20 protein-coding genes are annotated in these 15,625 nt (G+C 37.5%); 15 read left to right on the plus strand and 5 right to left on the minus strand.

The window, feature by feature from the left end; translation table 11 throughout:
* Positions 1–224: 224 nt before the first annotated feature.
* From BANVL01_RS06470 to BANVL01_RS06480, 3 genes are all read left to right on the plus strand, one after another.
* Positions 225–911 (plus strand): AlkZ-related protein, encoded by a 687-nt coding sequence (locus BANVL01_RS06470; protein ID WP_235845494.1) that lies wholly within the window; start codon positions 225–227, stop codon positions 909–911.
* Positions 912–1,099: 188 nt separating this feature from the next.
* Positions 1,100–1,750, plus strand: a complete 651-nt coding sequence (locus tag BANVL01_RS06475) for an MtnX-like HAD-IB family phosphatase (RefSeq protein WP_066083230.1) — start codon at positions 1,100–1,102, stop codon at positions 1,748–1,750.
* Complete coding sequence (locus tag BANVL01_RS06480) at positions 1,751–2,803, plus strand: iron-containing alcohol dehydrogenase family protein (protein ID WP_066083231.1); 1,053 nt, start codon at positions 1,751–1,753, stop codon at positions 2,801–2,803. It begins immediately after the preceding gene.
* A 123-nt stretch (positions 2,804–2,926) separates the two neighbouring features.
* Here BANVL01_RS06480 and BANVL01_RS06485 read toward each other — a convergent pair whose 3' ends face one another.
* The gene (locus BANVL01_RS06485) at positions 2,927–4,462 is read right to left on the minus strand and encodes an ATP-binding protein (protein ID WP_066147754.1); all 1,536 of its coding nucleotides are present in this window, start codon (positions 4,460–4,462) and stop codon (positions 2,927–2,929) included.
* Positions 4,463–4,754: 292 nt separating this feature from the next.
* Between BANVL01_RS06485 and BANVL01_RS26610 the strand changes: the two genes are divergently transcribed.
* From BANVL01_RS26610 to BANVL01_RS06515, 6 genes are all read left to right on the plus strand, one after another.
* Complete coding sequence (locus tag BANVL01_RS26610) at positions 4,755–5,048, plus strand: phospholipase A2 family protein (RefSeq protein WP_342342358.1); 294 nt, start codon at positions 4,755–4,757, stop codon at positions 5,046–5,048.
* Between the two features lie 356 nt (positions 5,049–5,404).
* Positions 5,405–5,950, plus strand: a complete 546-nt coding sequence (locus BANVL01_RS06495; protein ID WP_066083233.1) for a sigma-70 family RNA polymerase sigma factor — start codon at positions 5,405–5,407, stop codon at positions 5,948–5,950.
* Positions 5,919–7,265: a DUF4179 domain-containing protein gene (locus BANVL01_RS06500; protein WP_066083234.1), complete on the plus strand. Its 1,347-nt coding sequence runs from the start codon at positions 5,919–5,921 to the stop codon at positions 7,263–7,265. The genes BANVL01_RS06495 and BANVL01_RS06500 overlap by 32 nt, the downstream gene beginning before the upstream one ends.
* A 141-nt stretch (positions 7,266–7,406) precedes the next feature.
* The gene (locus tag BANVL01_RS06505; RefSeq protein WP_066083235.1) at positions 7,407–7,817 is read left to right on the plus strand and encodes a vWA domain-containing protein; all 411 of its coding nucleotides are present in this window, start codon (positions 7,407–7,409) and stop codon (positions 7,815–7,817) included.
* A gap of 209 nt (positions 7,818–8,026) precedes the next feature.
* Positions 8,027–8,353 (plus strand): PadR family transcriptional regulator, encoded by a 327-nt coding sequence (locus BANVL01_RS06510; protein ID WP_066083236.1) that lies wholly within the window; start codon positions 8,027–8,029, stop codon positions 8,351–8,353.
* Positions 8,350–8,964 (plus strand): DUF2812 domain-containing protein, encoded by a 615-nt coding sequence (locus tag BANVL01_RS06515; protein WP_066083237.1) that lies wholly within the window; start codon positions 8,350–8,352, stop codon positions 8,962–8,964. Before BANVL01_RS06510 ends, BANVL01_RS06515 begins: the two co-directional genes overlap by 4 nt.
* A gap of 107 nt (positions 8,965–9,071) precedes the next feature.
* On the opposite strand, the gene BANVL01_RS06520 is transcribed toward BANVL01_RS06515, so the two are convergent.
* Complete coding sequence (locus tag BANVL01_RS06520; RefSeq protein ID WP_066083238.1) at positions 9,072–9,551, minus strand: HIT family protein; 480 nt, start codon at positions 9,549–9,551, stop codon at positions 9,072–9,074.
* Positions 9,552–9,796: 245 nt separating this feature from the next.
* Between BANVL01_RS06520 and lepB the strand changes: the two genes are divergently transcribed.
* Positions 9,797–10,339, plus strand: coding sequence for a signal peptidase I (gene lepB, locus BANVL01_RS06525; protein WP_066083240.1), 543 nt, complete (start codon positions 9,797–9,799; stop codon positions 10,337–10,339).
* 224 nt (positions 10,340–10,563) lie between these two features.
* Here the strand turns inward: lepB and BANVL01_RS06530 are convergent, their stop codons facing one another.
* On the minus strand, positions 10,564–10,980 hold the full coding sequence (locus BANVL01_RS06530; protein ID WP_066083242.1) for a GNAT family N-acetyltransferase: 417 nt from the start codon (positions 10,978–10,980) through the stop codon (positions 10,564–10,566).
* Positions 10,981–11,131: 151 nt separating this feature from the next.
* Between BANVL01_RS06530 and BANVL01_RS06535 the strand changes: the two genes are divergently transcribed.
* Positions 11,132–11,746, plus strand: coding sequence for an FMN-binding negative transcriptional regulator (locus BANVL01_RS06535; RefSeq protein ID WP_066083244.1), 615 nt, complete (start codon positions 11,132–11,134; stop codon positions 11,744–11,746).
* Positions 11,747–11,879: 133 nt separating this feature from the next.
* Here BANVL01_RS06535 and BANVL01_RS06540 read toward each other — a convergent pair whose 3' ends face one another.
* Positions 11,880–12,353 (minus strand): DinB family protein, encoded by a 474-nt coding sequence (locus BANVL01_RS06540; RefSeq protein ID WP_066083246.1) that lies wholly within the window; start codon positions 12,351–12,353, stop codon positions 11,880–11,882.
* Between the two features lie 68 nt (positions 12,354–12,421).
* Between BANVL01_RS06540 and BANVL01_RS06545 the strand changes: the two genes are divergently transcribed.
* The 4 genes from BANVL01_RS06545 to BANVL01_RS06560 all read left to right on the plus strand — a co-directional run bounded on the left by BANVL01_RS06545 (position 12,422) and on the right by BANVL01_RS06560 (position 15,243).
* On the plus strand, positions 12,422–13,117 hold the full coding sequence (locus BANVL01_RS06545; protein WP_066083247.1) for an ArsR/SmtB family transcription factor: 696 nt from the start codon (positions 12,422–12,424) through the stop codon (positions 13,115–13,117).
* Positions 13,118–13,582: 465 nt separating this feature from the next.
* Entirely contained in the window at positions 13,583–14,329 is a 747-nt protein-coding gene (locus BANVL01_RS06550; protein WP_066083249.1) for a vWA domain-containing protein, read from the plus strand.
* Positions 14,330–14,415: 86 nt separating this feature from the next.
* On the plus strand, positions 14,416–14,724 hold the full coding sequence (locus tag BANVL01_RS06555; RefSeq protein ID WP_066083251.1) for a hypothetical protein: 309 nt from the start codon (positions 14,416–14,418) through the stop codon (positions 14,722–14,724).
* A gap of 57 nt (positions 14,725–14,781) precedes the next feature.
* Positions 14,782–15,243: a hypothetical protein gene (locus BANVL01_RS06560; protein WP_066083254.1), complete on the plus strand. Its 462-nt coding sequence runs from the start codon at positions 14,782–14,784 to the stop codon at positions 15,241–15,243.
* Between the two features lie 18 nt (positions 15,244–15,261).
* Here BANVL01_RS06560 and BANVL01_RS06565 read toward each other — a convergent pair whose 3' ends face one another.
* Positions 15,262–15,603 carry a DUF3889 domain-containing protein gene (locus tag BANVL01_RS06565; RefSeq protein ID WP_066083255.1) on the minus strand — a complete coding sequence of 114 codons (342 nt, stop codon included), beginning with the start codon at positions 15,601–15,603 and terminating at the stop codon, positions 15,262–15,264.
* Positions 15,604–15,625: the final 22 nt, after the last annotated feature.

Below are 15,625 nucleotides of genomic sequence, written 5' to 3' on the forward strand. Positions count from 1 at the left end.
GTATTATGTAGAAAGATAACGTATTTTAAAATAAAGAATACTTCACTTCCTATTAATTTATCACAATTTTCACTCACATTTCAAAATTATTATACCGAAAATTTCCAAGGAGCTGTATAATATGTTTGGATTATCATGGAAAAAGGTAGTTTTAAATTTGTATATGGAGTCCAAAATGTTGATGAGAATAACAAGTAAGATAACTTATTAACGGAGAAAGTAGAGTGGTAAATTTGAAAGATTATCAGATAAGTACATATAAAGAGGCCATTGAAGTTATTAAGGAAGTTGGTTTGCTCCCATTGGCACAGTTAATCCCTGGTTACCCGTCGCTAGATAGCATTACCTTGAAAGAAAATTGGCATTCGGGTTCGGAATTAGATCCATGGATGTGGCGGGCTAAATTTCCGGTCGATGGTGTGGCTGCCTACGGAAAATTCATAAAGAAAAAATCTATTTTAATCTCAAGGGAACTGCTTCCATTCGTAAAGGCCCTATTGGGATCCCAGCACTCGGTGAAAAAACGCTATGAGGATGGTCTCGTTTCAAGAGAGGCGCTGGAATTGTATACATTGATTTACGGGGAAGAAGGCATCGATTCAAGATTGCTCAGAGTCAAAGCAGGAATGAAAGATAAAGAAAAGAAAAAGTTATTTGATCATGCTTTGCTAGAACTGCAGGGATCCATGGATATTGTTGTCTCCGGTACAAAGGCAAAGACGAATGATTTGGGAGAGAAGAATGGCTGGAGCAGTACATCTTTTGAAACGATGAGTTATTGGGCCGAAAATCACCATGTGGATGAGCGTCCTATTAATGTTGAAACGGCAAAAGCAGAACTCAAGAACCATTTTGCAAAAATCTGCGATCCGGAGTCAATGAAAGCATTGGCGAAGGTTTTTAAGTTTTAATAGACTTCAGGGCACCTTTCCTTTGGCCGATAGGAAAGTATAACTTTCCTATCAGGCATAAGTGCAACTACGCCTCATGAACCGCCCTAACGGGCTCGCCAATCGGCGAGTTTTCTTTATAAAATCCGCCTTTTGTGATATTTTGGGTAATATACAAAGGAATAATATTGACCATGGAGGGCTGCTTTGTGAAAAAATGGGCGTTTGTTTCGGATTTTGATGGGACGATTTCTAAACAGGACTTCTATATTGTGATGATGGACAAATACTTCCCAGAAGGCCGGGAGCTTTATAAGAACTGGAAAGCCGGCGAAATCAAGGATATAGATTTCCTGGGGACGATATTCAAGTCCATCAATCAGGAGGAAGAAAAAATTATCGAGGATACACTTGCCATCCCAATTGATGAATATGTACCTGATTTTATTAAAAAGGTACAAGCGAGCGGTGCCGATTTTTATATTTTGAGCGCCGGTACTGACTATTATATTTATCATCTTTTAAAAAAATATGGTGTTGAGAATGTAAAGGTTTTTTCCAATGAAGGGCACTACCGTGAAAAGAACGTCCATATGAACATTGACAAAAACCAATGGCATTATTCCGAACGTTACGGAATCGATAAATCCAAAGTAATTCAGAAACTGAAGGAAGAGTATGAAACGATTTATTTTATCGGCGATAGTGAGCCGGATTCCCATCCTGCCAAGTATGCCGATGTTACATTTGCAAAAAATGGCTTGCAGACCCTGCTTCGTGATAAGAAGGTGCCATTTATTCCGGTTGAAACGTTTAAAGAAGTGGAGAATTATTTGCTTGAAAAAGGGGTGCTGTCTTAAGTGTTGACACCTGTTACCAGTGTTCCGATTCCCGCAATTTTAGAAATAGGGAAAGGAACTGTTTTCAACCTTGATCGGATTTTGAAACAACACGGGTTTGCTAATGCCGTGTTCTTGTTCGATGATTTTACCTATCAAACGTACAAACAGGATATTCTGAGCTCTATTTCCACTGTGGAAATTTCTGCCTTACTCATGGAGTCGGGTTTGGACATCCAGGACCTCATCAAAAAAGCATTCGAAATGGAGCGCTTTGATGTGGTGATTGCCATGGGCGGCGGGACGGTGATTGATTACGGAAAATACATTGCCTTTTCACGAAGAAGTCCATTTCTTAGCATTCCAACGTCTGCTTCCAATGATGGCTTTGCCAGCAGTAATTGCTCGCTGATCGTCAACCAAAAGAAAACGACAGTTCCTGCGAGAGTCCCTTATGGAATTATCGCCGACCTAGAGATTATTAAGCATGTCCCGAATCGTTTTATCCTAGCGGGGATTGGCGATTTGCTATCCAACATAACCGCCCTTTATGATTGGGAGTTCGAGGAGCGGCATGGGACTGCACGGATGAACCATTTCGCCTACATGCTAAGTAAAAAAGCGGTTAATAGTTTTATTCGAACACCCATGGCCGACATTCGCAATCCGATTCTGCTAAAGGAACTCATCAGTTCACTTACACTTGGCGGTATCTCGACGGTTATTAGCGGAAACAGTTCACCAATCAGCGGCTCTGAGCATTTGATTTCCCATGCACTTGATAAAATCGCAAGGCAGCCGCAAATGCACGGGATCCAAGTGGGAATCGCAACCTACATTATGGCCAATGTCCAAGATCATCGCGCTGAGCGAATGATGAAAGTTTTCACAAGAACCGGCTTTTTCGATTATGTGAAAGGGCTTGGCTTGAATAAAGAAGAATACAGACAAGCAATCGAAATCGCTCCAACGGTGAAACCCAGTCGGTATACCTATTTGCATGATGAGGTTTATCGCCAGAAAGCACTAAGATTTTTGGATGAGGATGAGATGCTTCAACTGATATTTCAATAAAGAAATGAGCCAGGGAACTACTCCGGCTCACTTTTTTGTATTATTCAAATTCCTTTTTTTCGTCACAATTAGTCCTCAAGTTTCAAATTTCCCTAATGACTAATAGAAAAATCGCAGTGTTGCTCACTGCAATTTTTGCTTGCCATTAACCGGTTCAATTGCTAAAGGAAGAATAATCTCTACCTGAGTCCCCTCGTTAGGAACACTTTTTATAAAAACTTTCCCGCCATACGAATCGATAATTCGTTTACAAACGGTTAAACCCAATCCTGAACCATCCTTTTTTAAGGTAAAGAATGGTTTAAAGGCCTGGGCTATTTGTTCCTTTTGCATACCGATTCCATTATCTGCAACGGTAATCAAACATGATTCGTCTTGTCTTTCTATGTTAATTGACAATCTCCCACCATTTGGCATGGCCTGCAGGGAGTTCTTCGATAAATTAAGAATGACTTGCTTTAATTGGTCTTTGATACAAGAAACAGGAAGATCTTCCGAATGATAATGGATCGAAAATTCAACATTCGTAAAATTGGCTTCTGAATGAATAATCGGTTCAATTTCAGCAACAATTTCGTTGGCATTATAAGTTTTAAGCGTATAGGCGGTTGGTTTTCCGAGAACAAGGAGTTCACCAACAATCGCATTAATGCGGTCGATTTCCAATTGAATCACTTCGAAATAAGCTTGTGCCTTTTCTTCCCGATATTCTTCGCTTAAGAGTTTCACTAAACCTTTAATTCCGGTTAAAGGATTCCTGATTTCATGGGCTGTGCTGGCAGCTAGATTACCAATTAATTCAAGTTTATGAATTTCCATTTGTTCTTTTTCTTTGTTTACTTTTTTTCTTAACAGTAAATTTTGGGCGGATAAATACAAAATGTTCGTAATCGTAAGAAAAATGATGAAGTATTGCAACAAAGCTTTCCGAAAAACCAAATCGTTTTCAGAAGTGACATATGCAGAAATCGTCCAAGGAATCTGGGCCACTTTCATGCTGGATTTTACCGAGTTTTTTTCGGGAATGGAACCGGCCCTTATTAAAGTTTTCCCTGTTTCATCGATAACGACAATCATTTCCTCTTTAATTAAAGAATTAATAGCTGCTCCCACTTCGTCTATCCGCAAGCTTGCGATAAGAACACCTGTTACTTGTTCATCATCCATGAATGGTGTGGCAACGGAAATGATATATCTTCCCGTGACCCTTCCGATATGGGCCTCGGATAAACTGGTCTTCTTCGTTTTTAGCGCCTGCTGAAAATAAGCGCGATCACTCACATTGATTGGATTTTTGATTGGATTTGAGCCGATTAACAAGTCACCATTTGAGTTAGACCAATAGAAACCAGAAAAACGGGAATCCTTTTCTTCCGTTTCCTGAAGTATTTTCTGCAATTCATCTTTGTTATTATTTTGAACTTTAATAGAGGTAGAGAGCATCTCTAATCTGCCCACTGTTTCACCCAGGAAATTCCCAATATTCATCGCATGAAAATCGGCAAACTCTTGTGCTTCACTTTTATATTCGGTTTCTACAGAGCTAACCTTATGCTGTGCTAATATAAAACTAATGACCACAGCAGGGATCAAAGTGAGAAATAGATAGATAAACCATTTCTTCTTCATGAATGAAATAACAAGGCGAATGAAAACCAAAAGGAATCTACCCCTCCAAATATATATTATTTCTATTCTACTATGATTTAGTTATTTCGAAAATAACTTTCTGTTTGGGTAAATGATTGATTAGATTAGGTTAATTTTTGGTTTGGCGGAATAGATCTGGCTTTAGGTTCTATAAATGTGGTTTGGCGGAATCAAGAGCCATAAAACAACCCCTAAACCCCAATGATGAATTATTTTTTGCAAAATGAATTCACCATTGGGATATAGCCATTCCAAAATTAACGGACATTCATATTTTATTAGTAAAGTAAGCTTTTGGGAGGTGTTGGTTTTGCGAAGAAGAAGGCGTGGGTTCTGTATTTTCCCAGGATATAGATGGTGTGGTCCTGGCTGCAGTGGACCCGGTGCTCCGATTAATGATGTAGATGCCTGCTGCATGGGCCACGACCTCTGTCTAAGCAGAGGGATTTCACCCTGCCAATGTGACTATCAATTCATAAATTGCCTTCGCAATAAAATGAACAGTCATACAGATAAGGGAAGAAAAGCAGCATTGATGCATGATTTTATGAAAGTGAAAGCAACGTTCACGTGCGGCGGGCGGCGCCGATATTAATTGACTTTACATTAAACAGGTATCATCTTCATAAAAAAAGGGGATTTCTAATTAATTGGAAATCCTCCTTTTCCTGTATCTTCTATTTTCCAAATTCATAATGTGTTCCCTCATTAGAGCTTCGTTTATCTTGGTGTTTTTCATTGACAGCCATTCCTTTACGAGAACAATCGGTTCTATCTCTATGACAGGAAAATTACCATATATGATTTCAATTTCCATTACACTCACCTCAATAATGTTAGATAATCCTATTATATAGAATTTTAAAAGTATAAAGAGATTTATAAACTTATTAAAATAGCTGAAACTTTTTGTAAGGGATTCTTCTCTAATGAGCGGAAGGAGGTTAGGAAATGACTGAAATAAAATTGATAAAAAAAGCGATAAACGGAAACAAAAAGGCTTTCGAAAAGCTTTTAGTCCTACATAGTGACCAATTGTACCGGACGGCCTATCTATATGTCGGCAATCGCGAGGATGCTTTGGATGTTATTCAAGAAACAGCCTATAAAGCCCTTTTAGCTGTGGGTCAATTACGGGATGAAAAATTTTTCTTAACCTGGTTAACAAGGATCCTTATCCACTCTGCCTATGATTTGTTGAAAAAGAAGCAGAAGGAAATCCCAATTGATAAAATTATTGAGCTTTCACCTTCGAAAAGTGAAAAACGGGTTGAAGCCCTAGATTTAGCAGATGCGATAGACCAATTAAATGAACATTATCGAAATGCAGTTATTCTCTTTTACTATCAGGACTTGCCGATTAGTGAAGTGGCAAAGTTAATGGATGTACCGGAAAATACGGTGAAAACCTATTTGTCTCGAGGGAAAAGCCAGTTGAAAAAGCTGTTGGGAGGAGAGGGCTATTATGAAGAAGAAATTTTTTCAAGAGGAATATGAGAAGATTGAAGTACCGAAAGAGGCCGTTTTACAAGCGATTAAGGCAGGAGTAGGCAGGGCTAATCCTGGTGAAAAACCTAGAAAAAACAAGGCTATTGTTTTAACGGCAGCCGCTGCAGCTGTGATCCTGATTTCTACGAGTTTTATGGTCCCGTCCGTATCGAAAGTAATGGCGGATATGCCTTTGATAGGGCAGTTTTTTAAAGACAAAGTCGGCGAAAATTTAGCCTCACAAAAGTTAATCACCCAATTAAATGAAACAAGCAGTCACAACGGGATTGATGTATCCATCACAAGTGCTTATTATGATGGGGCCGTTATCGGGGTAACTTTTGATGTTAGGGGAAAGGTGAAAACGGATCAAGAAGGTAATCTTAGAGGGATTTACGAGATATTTGATGGTGATAAACGGATTGATGACAGCAAAGAGCTTGTCTATCTGGAACACTCAGATAACGGGTATACCGGGCAGATTCAATTAATTTACCCAAAACTAGAATTGCCAGCAGATACAACCTTCCCGCTTGAATTCAAAAGTATTGGCGAAGAAGAGGGGTCCTGGAGATTTAATGTGCCCATTAAGCAATTAGCCTACGAAACAATCATGACGGATAAAGAAAGTGAAAAGGGAGATATAAAGGTTCACTTTGATTCGATTATCGCTGGGAAGGCCTCGACGGCAATTAATTATACGGCATCATTTCCAAGTGAAGGCAAATATGATCAAGTCAGATTAGCGGTTTTTGACGACAAAGAAAATCCAATCCATCTCATAGCAGATGGAATTGATTTGGAGACGAAAAAGACCGGGAATCAATTCATTGTCAAAGGAAGAACGATTATTCCCCAGGCCTTAAAAGGAAAAACAAGCTATTTGGAGATTCGTCCTGCAGTAGCTCTAGAGGAGCCAGATCAATTTGTTTCAATCAACGAGCTTACTCCTGTACAAATAAAGTCCAATAGACAAGATCTAACAGTAAATGTGGAAAAAGTCAGCTTAAATGGCAAGCGTTTTACAATCGATTTCCAAATTAATAACGGGGAAAATAGAAATGAGCCATTCAATTTCTTTCAAGATTTCGCCAAAAATGATGTAACATTAGTGGAAGAATCCCGGAAAGATATATATGAAGCACCAATTAACCATACAATAAAAACCTTAGATAAAGCCAAATTACGCTTCAGAAGCACATTTGACCTGAGTGAATTAAACAATTTTAATCCTGAAGACTATGTGGTAAGAGTAAGATTAGGCTCAATGAGTGCGAATATGCCACTCGAAATAGAGCCTGTGAAAATTGAATTACAGAACTAGTTTTTTCAAATTGTTGATATTTTATTTAGCAAATTCCTGCAGGAACAAAGGAATTTTGTTACCGCAATTATCCAATCATAATCCATTTCCTAATAACCCAAAATAAAAAGGCTTGGTTTTTAGTCAAAGGGGGAAATGGTGTTGAAATGGCATAAAACGATACTTTCGATGATCCAGCAGCGTCAAGATAAGAAGGTCGCCTTAGTCGTGGATACTTCCACAAATGAAGCACCAACCATACTCATCAATAACATAGTAAAATTGTTTGAACAATTGAAGCCGGATACAATTTTGGTTCAAGCAGATTTCAAAATCCGAAGTATTTCCCAAGTTAAAAGTGATACGATTAAATACTATACACACGGGAAATCCTCCTATACATTAGCGCTGGAATGGGCAGCAGAAGAACAAGTGGATACACTATTTTATATAACTGACGTTACAGGCTTTTTTTCGGAAGAAATGGAGAAAGTTGATTTTGAATTATTTTGGCTGGTGCCAGGCACGTTTCTACCACGAGTACCATTTGGCAAAGCAATTAAAGTGGCATAAAAAGGGAATCTCTCATTTAGTTTTTATGGGGGATTCCCCTTTTTTGTGAGTTAGGCATCTGAGTGGTGATTTTGTAGTACTTATTCGTGACTATACAAATTATAGGACAATAATCCCCAATTATTTATTGACATATACAGTACAACTGTATAAACTAAAACTATATAGTTCAACTGTATATTAAGAAGTTACACAATCAGGAGGAAATAATGAAAAGGGATAAACATATTCCACTCACAGAAACCGTTTATTACATTCTCTTGTCCTTATTAGAGCCGGCACATGGATATCTTATTCTGCAAAAAGTGGAGGAACTTAGTTACGGACAGGTAAGAATGGCTGCCGGCACATTGTATGGGGCAATTGAAAATCTACTAAAACTTAAATTTATTCAACCTGTCGAAAGCGGGGATAGTCGCCGGAAGGTCTATAAAATTACTGAGATGGGGAAAGAAATTTTGCGTTTGGATTTAGAAAGAATGCAGCATATGATTGGAATTACTGAAGAATCTTTTAAAAGAGGTGGGATCTCATGAGAAGGTTTAAATTGTTTTTAGATTTCGAAAAGGAAGCAAGATGGCTGAATGAAATGGCTTCAGAGGGGTATGACCTAGTTGGAAAGTCATTTGGATATCGATTTCGCAAATCTAAGCCCGATAATGCTAATATAAAAATTGATTACCGTTTATTTAAAAAACAGGCGGACTTTGTAGATTACTATACTCTATTTGAAGATAGCGGCTGGGAGCATCTGGCAGGGACAAAAAGTTCTGGGGCTCAATATTTTAAAAAAGTCAGTAAAGATGCTGACGAAGATATTTTTTCAGATATCGATTCCAAAGCCGGCAGGTACAAAAGACTTTCGCAGATGTATTTATCATTAGCCATATCCTATCTCCCTATTCTCGTAGCATTAGTGACGACAAAGGCCATACACGTTGAGGCTTTCTTTAACCCGAAACAATTGTACTTTACTCCTGGATTATGGGATAAAGCAGGAGCTGACTTTTGGGGGGCATTCCTTTTTGAAACACCATTTGCCTTCTTCAGAGGATTTGCCTGGACGGCTTTTCCAATAATGATTGCTTTATGTCTAATCTTTAGTTACAAAGCGGAGCAGCGATATCAGAAAATAAAAAAGTCGTAGTCACTTCTAGTTCGAGTTCCTATACAATACTCTTTCACCTGTTCAATATTGCTATTTCATTTGGGGAGTAAATTAATTTACTCCCATTCAAATTTGCCCATACATTATTAGTAGATGCGATTTATTAAATCATTAATTTTTATAGTTAACTTTTCTTTTAACTCTCCGTGTTCTTCGGCAGAAAAATGGTATTTACTATCACGCCATTTATCTTCAGAATATTGCCAAACAGGCTTTGGTATTCTTTCTTCTGGTTCCCATTCATATCGAGGAAATATATGAGCGTGTAAAAAAACATCCGTGTTTCCATAAATTGAATAATTAATTCTTCTGGGTTCACATACTTCTTGGATTGCATCTCCAATTATACTCATATCAAGAAGGTATTCAGTTCTTTGCTTAACATCGAGGTCATTTAATGTATTAACATTAACAAAAGGTAAAAGAACGCAATATCCTGGAAGAAATTGAGTATCGCCAATAACAGCAAAACCACTTCTCATTTTTGCGATAACCATTGGATTTTCTCCTAAATGTGCAGATGCAATTCTGTCTTTTTTCCAATCTTCATTTAAGCTTACTTTCATTTTTGTCTACTCCTTAAGTTTTGTTGATTTTACTACTTCTATAAATGTTTTTATATCTCCTGCTAATAAAACATACCTGATACGTTACTTGAGCTAGAAAAAAAGGCCGCAGCAGCTTCGGCCTTAAGTATTTAAGTTAATTCAGTAATTTATTTGAAACAGCGTTTTAAGCAGGATTTCATTTCCAACTTGTTGAATATACCATTTATAAAGGAACCTTTGAAAAAGATAGGGAGTGGTTGGAAATGTTAAATTTGAAAGCAAATAATGAATTGAAAAGATGGGTTAAAACAATATTTATAGCAATTGGATTAACACTGGTTATACGGACATTTCTCTTCTCTCCTTACGTTGTAGATGGTGCTTCAATGGAGCCAACATTACATAATCATGAAAAAATCTTTGTTAATAAAGTTTATTATTCCGACCATTTTAATAGAGGTGACATCATCATTATTAAAGGTTCTGATGAAAACTATGTGAAAAGAATCATTGGTATGCCGGGTGATGAGATTGAAATGAAAGGTGACCAATTATTAATCAATCGGGTGCCATATAAGGAAACCTATTTAGCTGAAAATCTTAAATTTGCGAAACTGCAAGGAAGCAGATTAACTGAAGACTTTGGCCCGATTGTCCTTCCAAAAAACCAATATTATGTAATGGGCGACAATCGATTAAAAAGTAAGGACAGCCGGAATGGGTTGGGATTTATTAAAGGGGAAAACATTATCGGAAAAAGTGAATTCGTCTTATTTCCTTTTTCAAAAATAAGGAACATAAAATAGCATTGGGATCAAATTAGGACGTATAAAGACTTTGATTACTTTATACATGTAGGAAAAGCTCGGAGGCATTCACCGAGCTTTTTTTTTGATGGCCGATAGGAAAGTATAACTTTCCCATCAGTGCAACTACGCTTTATGAACCGCCCTAACAGGCGCGCCAATCGGCGAATTTTCTTTATTTACCAATTCTACAATCCTCTTCATACGAATTGGTTTACTCAAATTCACCTCTTTCTCGAAATGATAAACCCATTTTCAACCTTATCAAAGCCGATCCGAGGATAATATTCCATCGCAGCAGGGGCGGACAATAGCAATAACATGACCTCGTCGCCAATCTGTTCTTGAACAAGTTTGACTAATTCTTTACCGATTCCCCGTTTTTGATAGTTTCGGTTTACCGCCAAGTCTGATAAATAACAGCAATAGCTGAAATCTGTAACCGCTCTTGCTACTCCTACTAATGCTTGTTCATCCCATGCGGTAATGAGCAAGTCAGCGTGTTCAATCATTCGCTCCAGACGTGGCAGATCATCAACAGGCCGTGTTATCCCTGACTTTTTGAATACATCTGATAATTGCTCTGCTGTAACAGCGGCACCAACTTTAAAGTCAATTCCTTTACCATCTGAAAAATTCATCGTAAACAACATCCCTTCCGGCTTTATTATCTATGATTATAGAAAATAACTGATATGCCCAAAAGGGTCAGTTATTATATAATTAACAATACCAGATTGTCAGGTTTAATTGGAAGTTGTTGTTAAACTATTAGAAACGAGGGCGAATCCAATGTATATACCAAAACATTTTAAAATCGAAGATGAAGAAATGATTTATGAGCTTATCGAAAAATACAGCTTTGCCACTTTATTTTCACAGCATAATGGAGAACCGTACGCAACGCATCTTCCACTGACCTTAAATAAAGATGAAAGTGCTTTATATGGTCATTTTGCACGTGCCAACGAGCAGTGGAAGGATGTAGCAAACCAACAAGTTCTTGTGGTTTTCCAAGGTCCTCACTGTTATATTTCACCATCTTGGTATGAAACCACGAAGGCAGTACCAACTTGGAATTATGTTTCGATCCATGTATATGGAAAGATGGAGATTGTCGAAGATGAAAAAGTACTATTCGATTCGTTAAATGACATGGTAAATAAATATGAAAGCCCCGATAGTCCGTACAATTTACATGATATAGAACCCAGTTTTATCGAGGGAATGAGTAAAGGAATTGTAGCGTTCAAAATAAACATCACAAAAATTGAAGCAAAAGCTAAATTAAGTCAAAATCATCCCTTAGAACGACAAGAGTTAGTTATTAAACAACTAGAAAACACATCTAATCAAGATAATAAACACATAGCATCCCTTATGAGGAAGAGTCTTCAAAAAATGTAAAACGCAATATCAAACATCAAATAACAAAAGATGGCATGGAATATGTTCCAAGCCATTTTTTAGTGTTCGTTGATCAGCTAAAGTTGCATTTATCTCCATCTTAAGGAATAAACTTGTTAGCGGAACGGCATTTTTAGTCCCATATCAAGGGTCTCTCCAAACCAATCATTCGTAAGTACTGTAAAAATTGACCCGTATGAACCGCATCGTGGTAGGCAATCCGTAAAAGCATGTCTCCTAAATATCGCTGATAGCCAACGTCACTGCGATCAATAAGTCTAGACTCTAACTCCTCAGCTGTAAGGGATTCAACATATGCAATAAAATCATCAAAATACGGTTTCGATAGTTCAATCTCCTTTTCAACAGATACGATAGGTTCTTGCTCGAATGGAGGAGGTGTTTCATCTTTAACTGACCCGCTATTTTTTAAAACCATATGATAATAGAAACTTGCACTCCATACATGACGAATCATTTCTCCAAAGGACATCGCCTCTTTATCGGGTCGCCAGTCCATCCAGCTATCGGGAAGATACTTCCATAAATTAATGGAGCGCCGACGGGTCTCTTGTAAATTCAATATACTGAGATCAATTGCATTCATACTAAATTCCTCCTTGTTGTCAAACTAGTATCATTGTAATAAAAATACACTTAGGGTATCATCGAAATATGAATGTATATCCGAATTTTTCATATATTGCAAAACTAATGGCTGAACAAACAAGAGCCATCATTTTAGATAGTCTAATGAATGGACAGGCACTTCCAGCGAGCGAATTAGCTTATATGGCGAAAGTATCACATCCAACCATTAGTTCCCATCTTGCTAAATTAGTTGAAGGAAATTTACTTGTGATGGAGCAACACGGTAGACACCGCTATTACCGACTTGCCAGTAAAGAAGTAGCGGAAGTGATCGAAAAGTTGGGAACAATCGCACCCCCTGTAGAAATTCGATCCTTACGACAGTCGAGTCAATTGAAGCAGGTACGTTTTGGCCGAACTTGTTATGATCATCTGGCTGGAGAACTTGGTGTAAAAGTAACAAAAGCTCTAATTGATAAAGAAATAGTATATCTTGAGGATGGATTATATGAAGTAACAAAGAAAGGAATAGAGTGGTTTACTCAATTTGGAATTAATATTGAAGAGGCAAATACAAAAAGGAGAATATTTGCAAAGCCCTGTCTTGATTGGAGTGAAAGACGCTATCATATTTCTGGCTGGTTAGGGTCAGCAATTGCCACTCATTTTTTTAATCACGGATGGATTACAAAAGCAGCAAAGAACCGTGCCGTTCAGCTTACACCAAAAGGTATAAATGCATTAAAAGAGCATTTTGGTATTTCAATTGTGGTTGAATAAATTTAATTTGTTTATACTAGAAAAGCCTGTCAAATGACGGGATTTTCAATTAAATGAACAATATTTATTGAGATTATTGGTTCTAAAAATGGGATTGAAAAAGAGTTAATAAGAAAAATAAATATCCCTTATCATGGGATTATCAGAGGGGAAACTTAGAAGATATATAGACTTTGAAAATTTCATTGATCTGTTTAGTGTGGTGAAAGGTTGTATGGAGGCCCGGAAGATTTAAAAAAAACTGAAACCTGATTTAGTGTTTTCCAAGTGCTGATTTGTGTCTAAAAGCACTTAGAGTCGGTTCAGAACAAGAGAGAAGAATTTCGGAGGAACATGAAAGGTTCACAAAGAGGGGAAGCATTGCAAACTCTAGTAAATGAAATAAACAAATCTTTAATACAACGAAAATGAAGAAGCGGATTCTCGACTTTCATTTAAAAAATTTTTTAAGGAGAATTAATTAAAATGGCGACAATAGATTTGCAGAAAAAGAGCGTAAAGATTGTCTTGGAAAAAAAGAAGTTAGCAACGGTCACAGCTAGAGTGGGGCTGGTTTTAGATATTACGGGCTCCATGAGAAACATGTACAAGAATGGTACTGTCCAAAAGGTAGTGGAAAGGATTTTGGCAATAGCCTCCCAGTTTGATGACGATGGTATGTTGGATGTATGGGTCTATGATAATGAGTTTTCAAGATTAAAACCCGTTTCGGAGGGGGATTTCGACGGTTATGTGAATCGAATTATTCTTGAGGATGAATTAGTACATAAATTCGGCAGAAATGACGAACCGCCCGTAATGAAAGATGTATTAAGAAAGTATCTTGAAGAGGAACCAAGCACGGATCCAGCTTATATTGTTTTTATCAACGATGGAGGCTGCAAGAAATCAATTAAGCCGATAATTGAAAGTTCCGCCAAACATCCTGTATTTTGGCAGTTTGTTGGAATTGGAAATGGGAATTTTGATTTTCTGAGGAAATTAGATACGATGGAAGGACGAATCGTCGATAACGCAAACTTTTTTCATGTCGAAGAAATAGATAAGATTTCTGATGATCAGCTTTACGATTCTTTATTAAACGAATTCCCAAGCTGGTTAAGGGAAGCGAGGCAAAAAGGAATTCTTGAAGACGAGGAAACGGAGCACAAATTTGCTGCGAAGACTGAACCGATAAAGAAGAGCTTTTGGAGTAAATTATTTGGCCGCTAACAAAGCATGAGATGATTTCTTTTCTCAAGTAACGGAAGCGAAAAGAATTCGTCTATTTTCTATAATAAGTAGGGGAGGGTTATAAATTGAAAAAGTTACTTTTATCGTCGTTAGCATTGACACTAAGCGCCACTTTATTTGGCTGCAGCCGTACAGAAAAAGTACAAGAACAGGGCGCCATAAACCACGAACGGCATCAACAGAAAATCATCATTAGAAACAATGTAAATGACCCGCTGCCGCCAGAGGTACAGGATGTTGACGCGATGCCAAATAACAGCGGGCCACAATTGATTCCCAAAGCCGATCCCAATAAACCCATTGTCATTACCAAAATGCCTTACTCTAATAAAGGAAATGGAAATTCAATTGGAAGTGAAATTAAATCTAGATAGTTGATAGTTATTAATTCCAGATGGCCAAGGATGCGTTAATCAGCGGGAGGAGATTGGATGAAGTACAAGCCCTTATTTGTATTTGTTTTATTTTTCACTGCAATAACTTCGTTTTTTATGCCAAGTAAGTCCTCAGCAAGTTGGGTCAATTTGTTTGTGGTCTGGGATGGCTATACCTATGTCGTTAGCGATGAGAATGTAACAGAGATAGATAAAGAGATTGGGCATGTTACAAAGTATTCGGATATGGAAGGTACTTATTCGGGTAACTTTTCAAACATCTATAAAAAAGGGACTAAATACTATTCAATTAAAGGAATTAGCACAGATGATGCCATTGCCATTAAAGAGAAGGACGGTATATACAAAAAGGCAACCAGAGAAGGGGAGTATGCAGGCAATAAAAATGATTTCCTAAAACCTGGTTCCTTCACAATAATTATCGGGATTTTATTTCTTCTGTTAGTCATTGCAATTGGTTTTTACTTCGTTGAAAAGAAAGGGAAAAAGGGGAAGTAACAAAGTCCTATTATATCATTACTTAGGCGTCTCCTTAAAAGTTACGTTAATGACCTTTTGGGTTTCATTGTTGAATTCAATATTAATAAAAACTCCAAATTCTTTTTGATTGTCTTTTAACCACAGTTTGAATTTCTCCGTTGAGGTCTGTGGGCCAGGAGTTCTGCCAATATGAAGATAATCAATGATCTTGGCATTCGGATACCTTTCTTCCGTTTTCTTCATAGCAAACTCACCCCATTTCGCATATGGCGGAATGGGTTTCTGCTGCGCATAGGCATGAGTGAATACATTCAGTTGTTCTCCACTGACAGAGCAAAAAAGTAATGTTACTAATAAACTAATTAGCAGTCTCTTCAAGTAATGACCCTCTTTTTTTTCT

It is taken from the genome of Neobacillus novalis NBRC 102450 (genome assembly GCF_001591805.1).
GTDB classification, from domain to species: Bacteria; Bacillota; Bacilli; order Bacillales; family Cytobacillaceae; genus Neobacillus; species Neobacillus novalis.

What these genes read in the sequence shown, in the direction of transcription:
- BANVL01_RS06545 (WP_066083247.1), top strand. Translation starts at nt 12,422, where the DNA reads ATGAATGTATATCCGAATTTTTCATATATTGCAAAACTAATGGCTGAA.
- lepB (WP_066083240.1), top strand. Translation starts at nt 9,797, where the DNA reads ATGTTAAATTTGAAAGCAAATAATGAATTGAAAAGATGGGTTAAAACA.
- BANVL01_RS06530 (WP_066083242.1), bottom strand. Translation starts at nt 10,980, where the DNA reads ATGAATTTTTCAGATGGTAAAGGAATTGACTTTAAAGTTGGTGCCGCT.
- BANVL01_RS06500 (WP_066083234.1), top strand. Translation starts at nt 5,919, where the DNA reads ATGAAGAAGAAATTTTTTCAAGAGGAATATGAGAAGATTGAAGTACCG.
- BANVL01_RS06515 (WP_066083237.1), top strand. Translation starts at nt 8,350, where the DNA reads ATGAGAAGGTTTAAATTGTTTTTAGATTTCGAAAAGGAAGCAAGATGG.
- BANVL01_RS06535 (WP_066083244.1), top strand. Translation starts at nt 11,132, where the DNA reads ATGTATATACCAAAACATTTTAAAATCGAAGATGAAGAAATGATTTAT.
- BANVL01_RS06550 (WP_066083249.1), top strand. Translation starts at nt 13,583, where the DNA reads ATGGCGACAATAGATTTGCAGAAAAAGAGCGTAAAGATTGTCTTGGAA.
- BANVL01_RS06520 (WP_066083238.1), bottom strand. Translation starts at nt 9,551, where the DNA reads ATGAAAGTAAGCTTAAATGAAGATTGGAAAAAAGACAGAATTGCATCT.
- BANVL01_RS06510 (WP_066083236.1), top strand. Translation starts at nt 8,027, where the DNA reads ATGAAAAGGGATAAACATATTCCACTCACAGAAACCGTTTATTACATT.
- BANVL01_RS06540 (WP_066083246.1), bottom strand. Translation starts at nt 12,353, where the DNA reads ATGAATGCAATTGATCTCAGTATATTGAATTTACAAGAGACCCGTCGG.
- BANVL01_RS06495 (WP_066083233.1), top strand. Translation starts at nt 5,405, where the DNA reads ATGACTGAAATAAAATTGATAAAAAAAGCGATAAACGGAAACAAAAAG.
- BANVL01_RS06560 (WP_066083254.1), top strand. Translation starts at nt 14,782, where the DNA reads ATGAAGTACAAGCCCTTATTTGTATTTGTTTTATTTTTCACTGCAATA.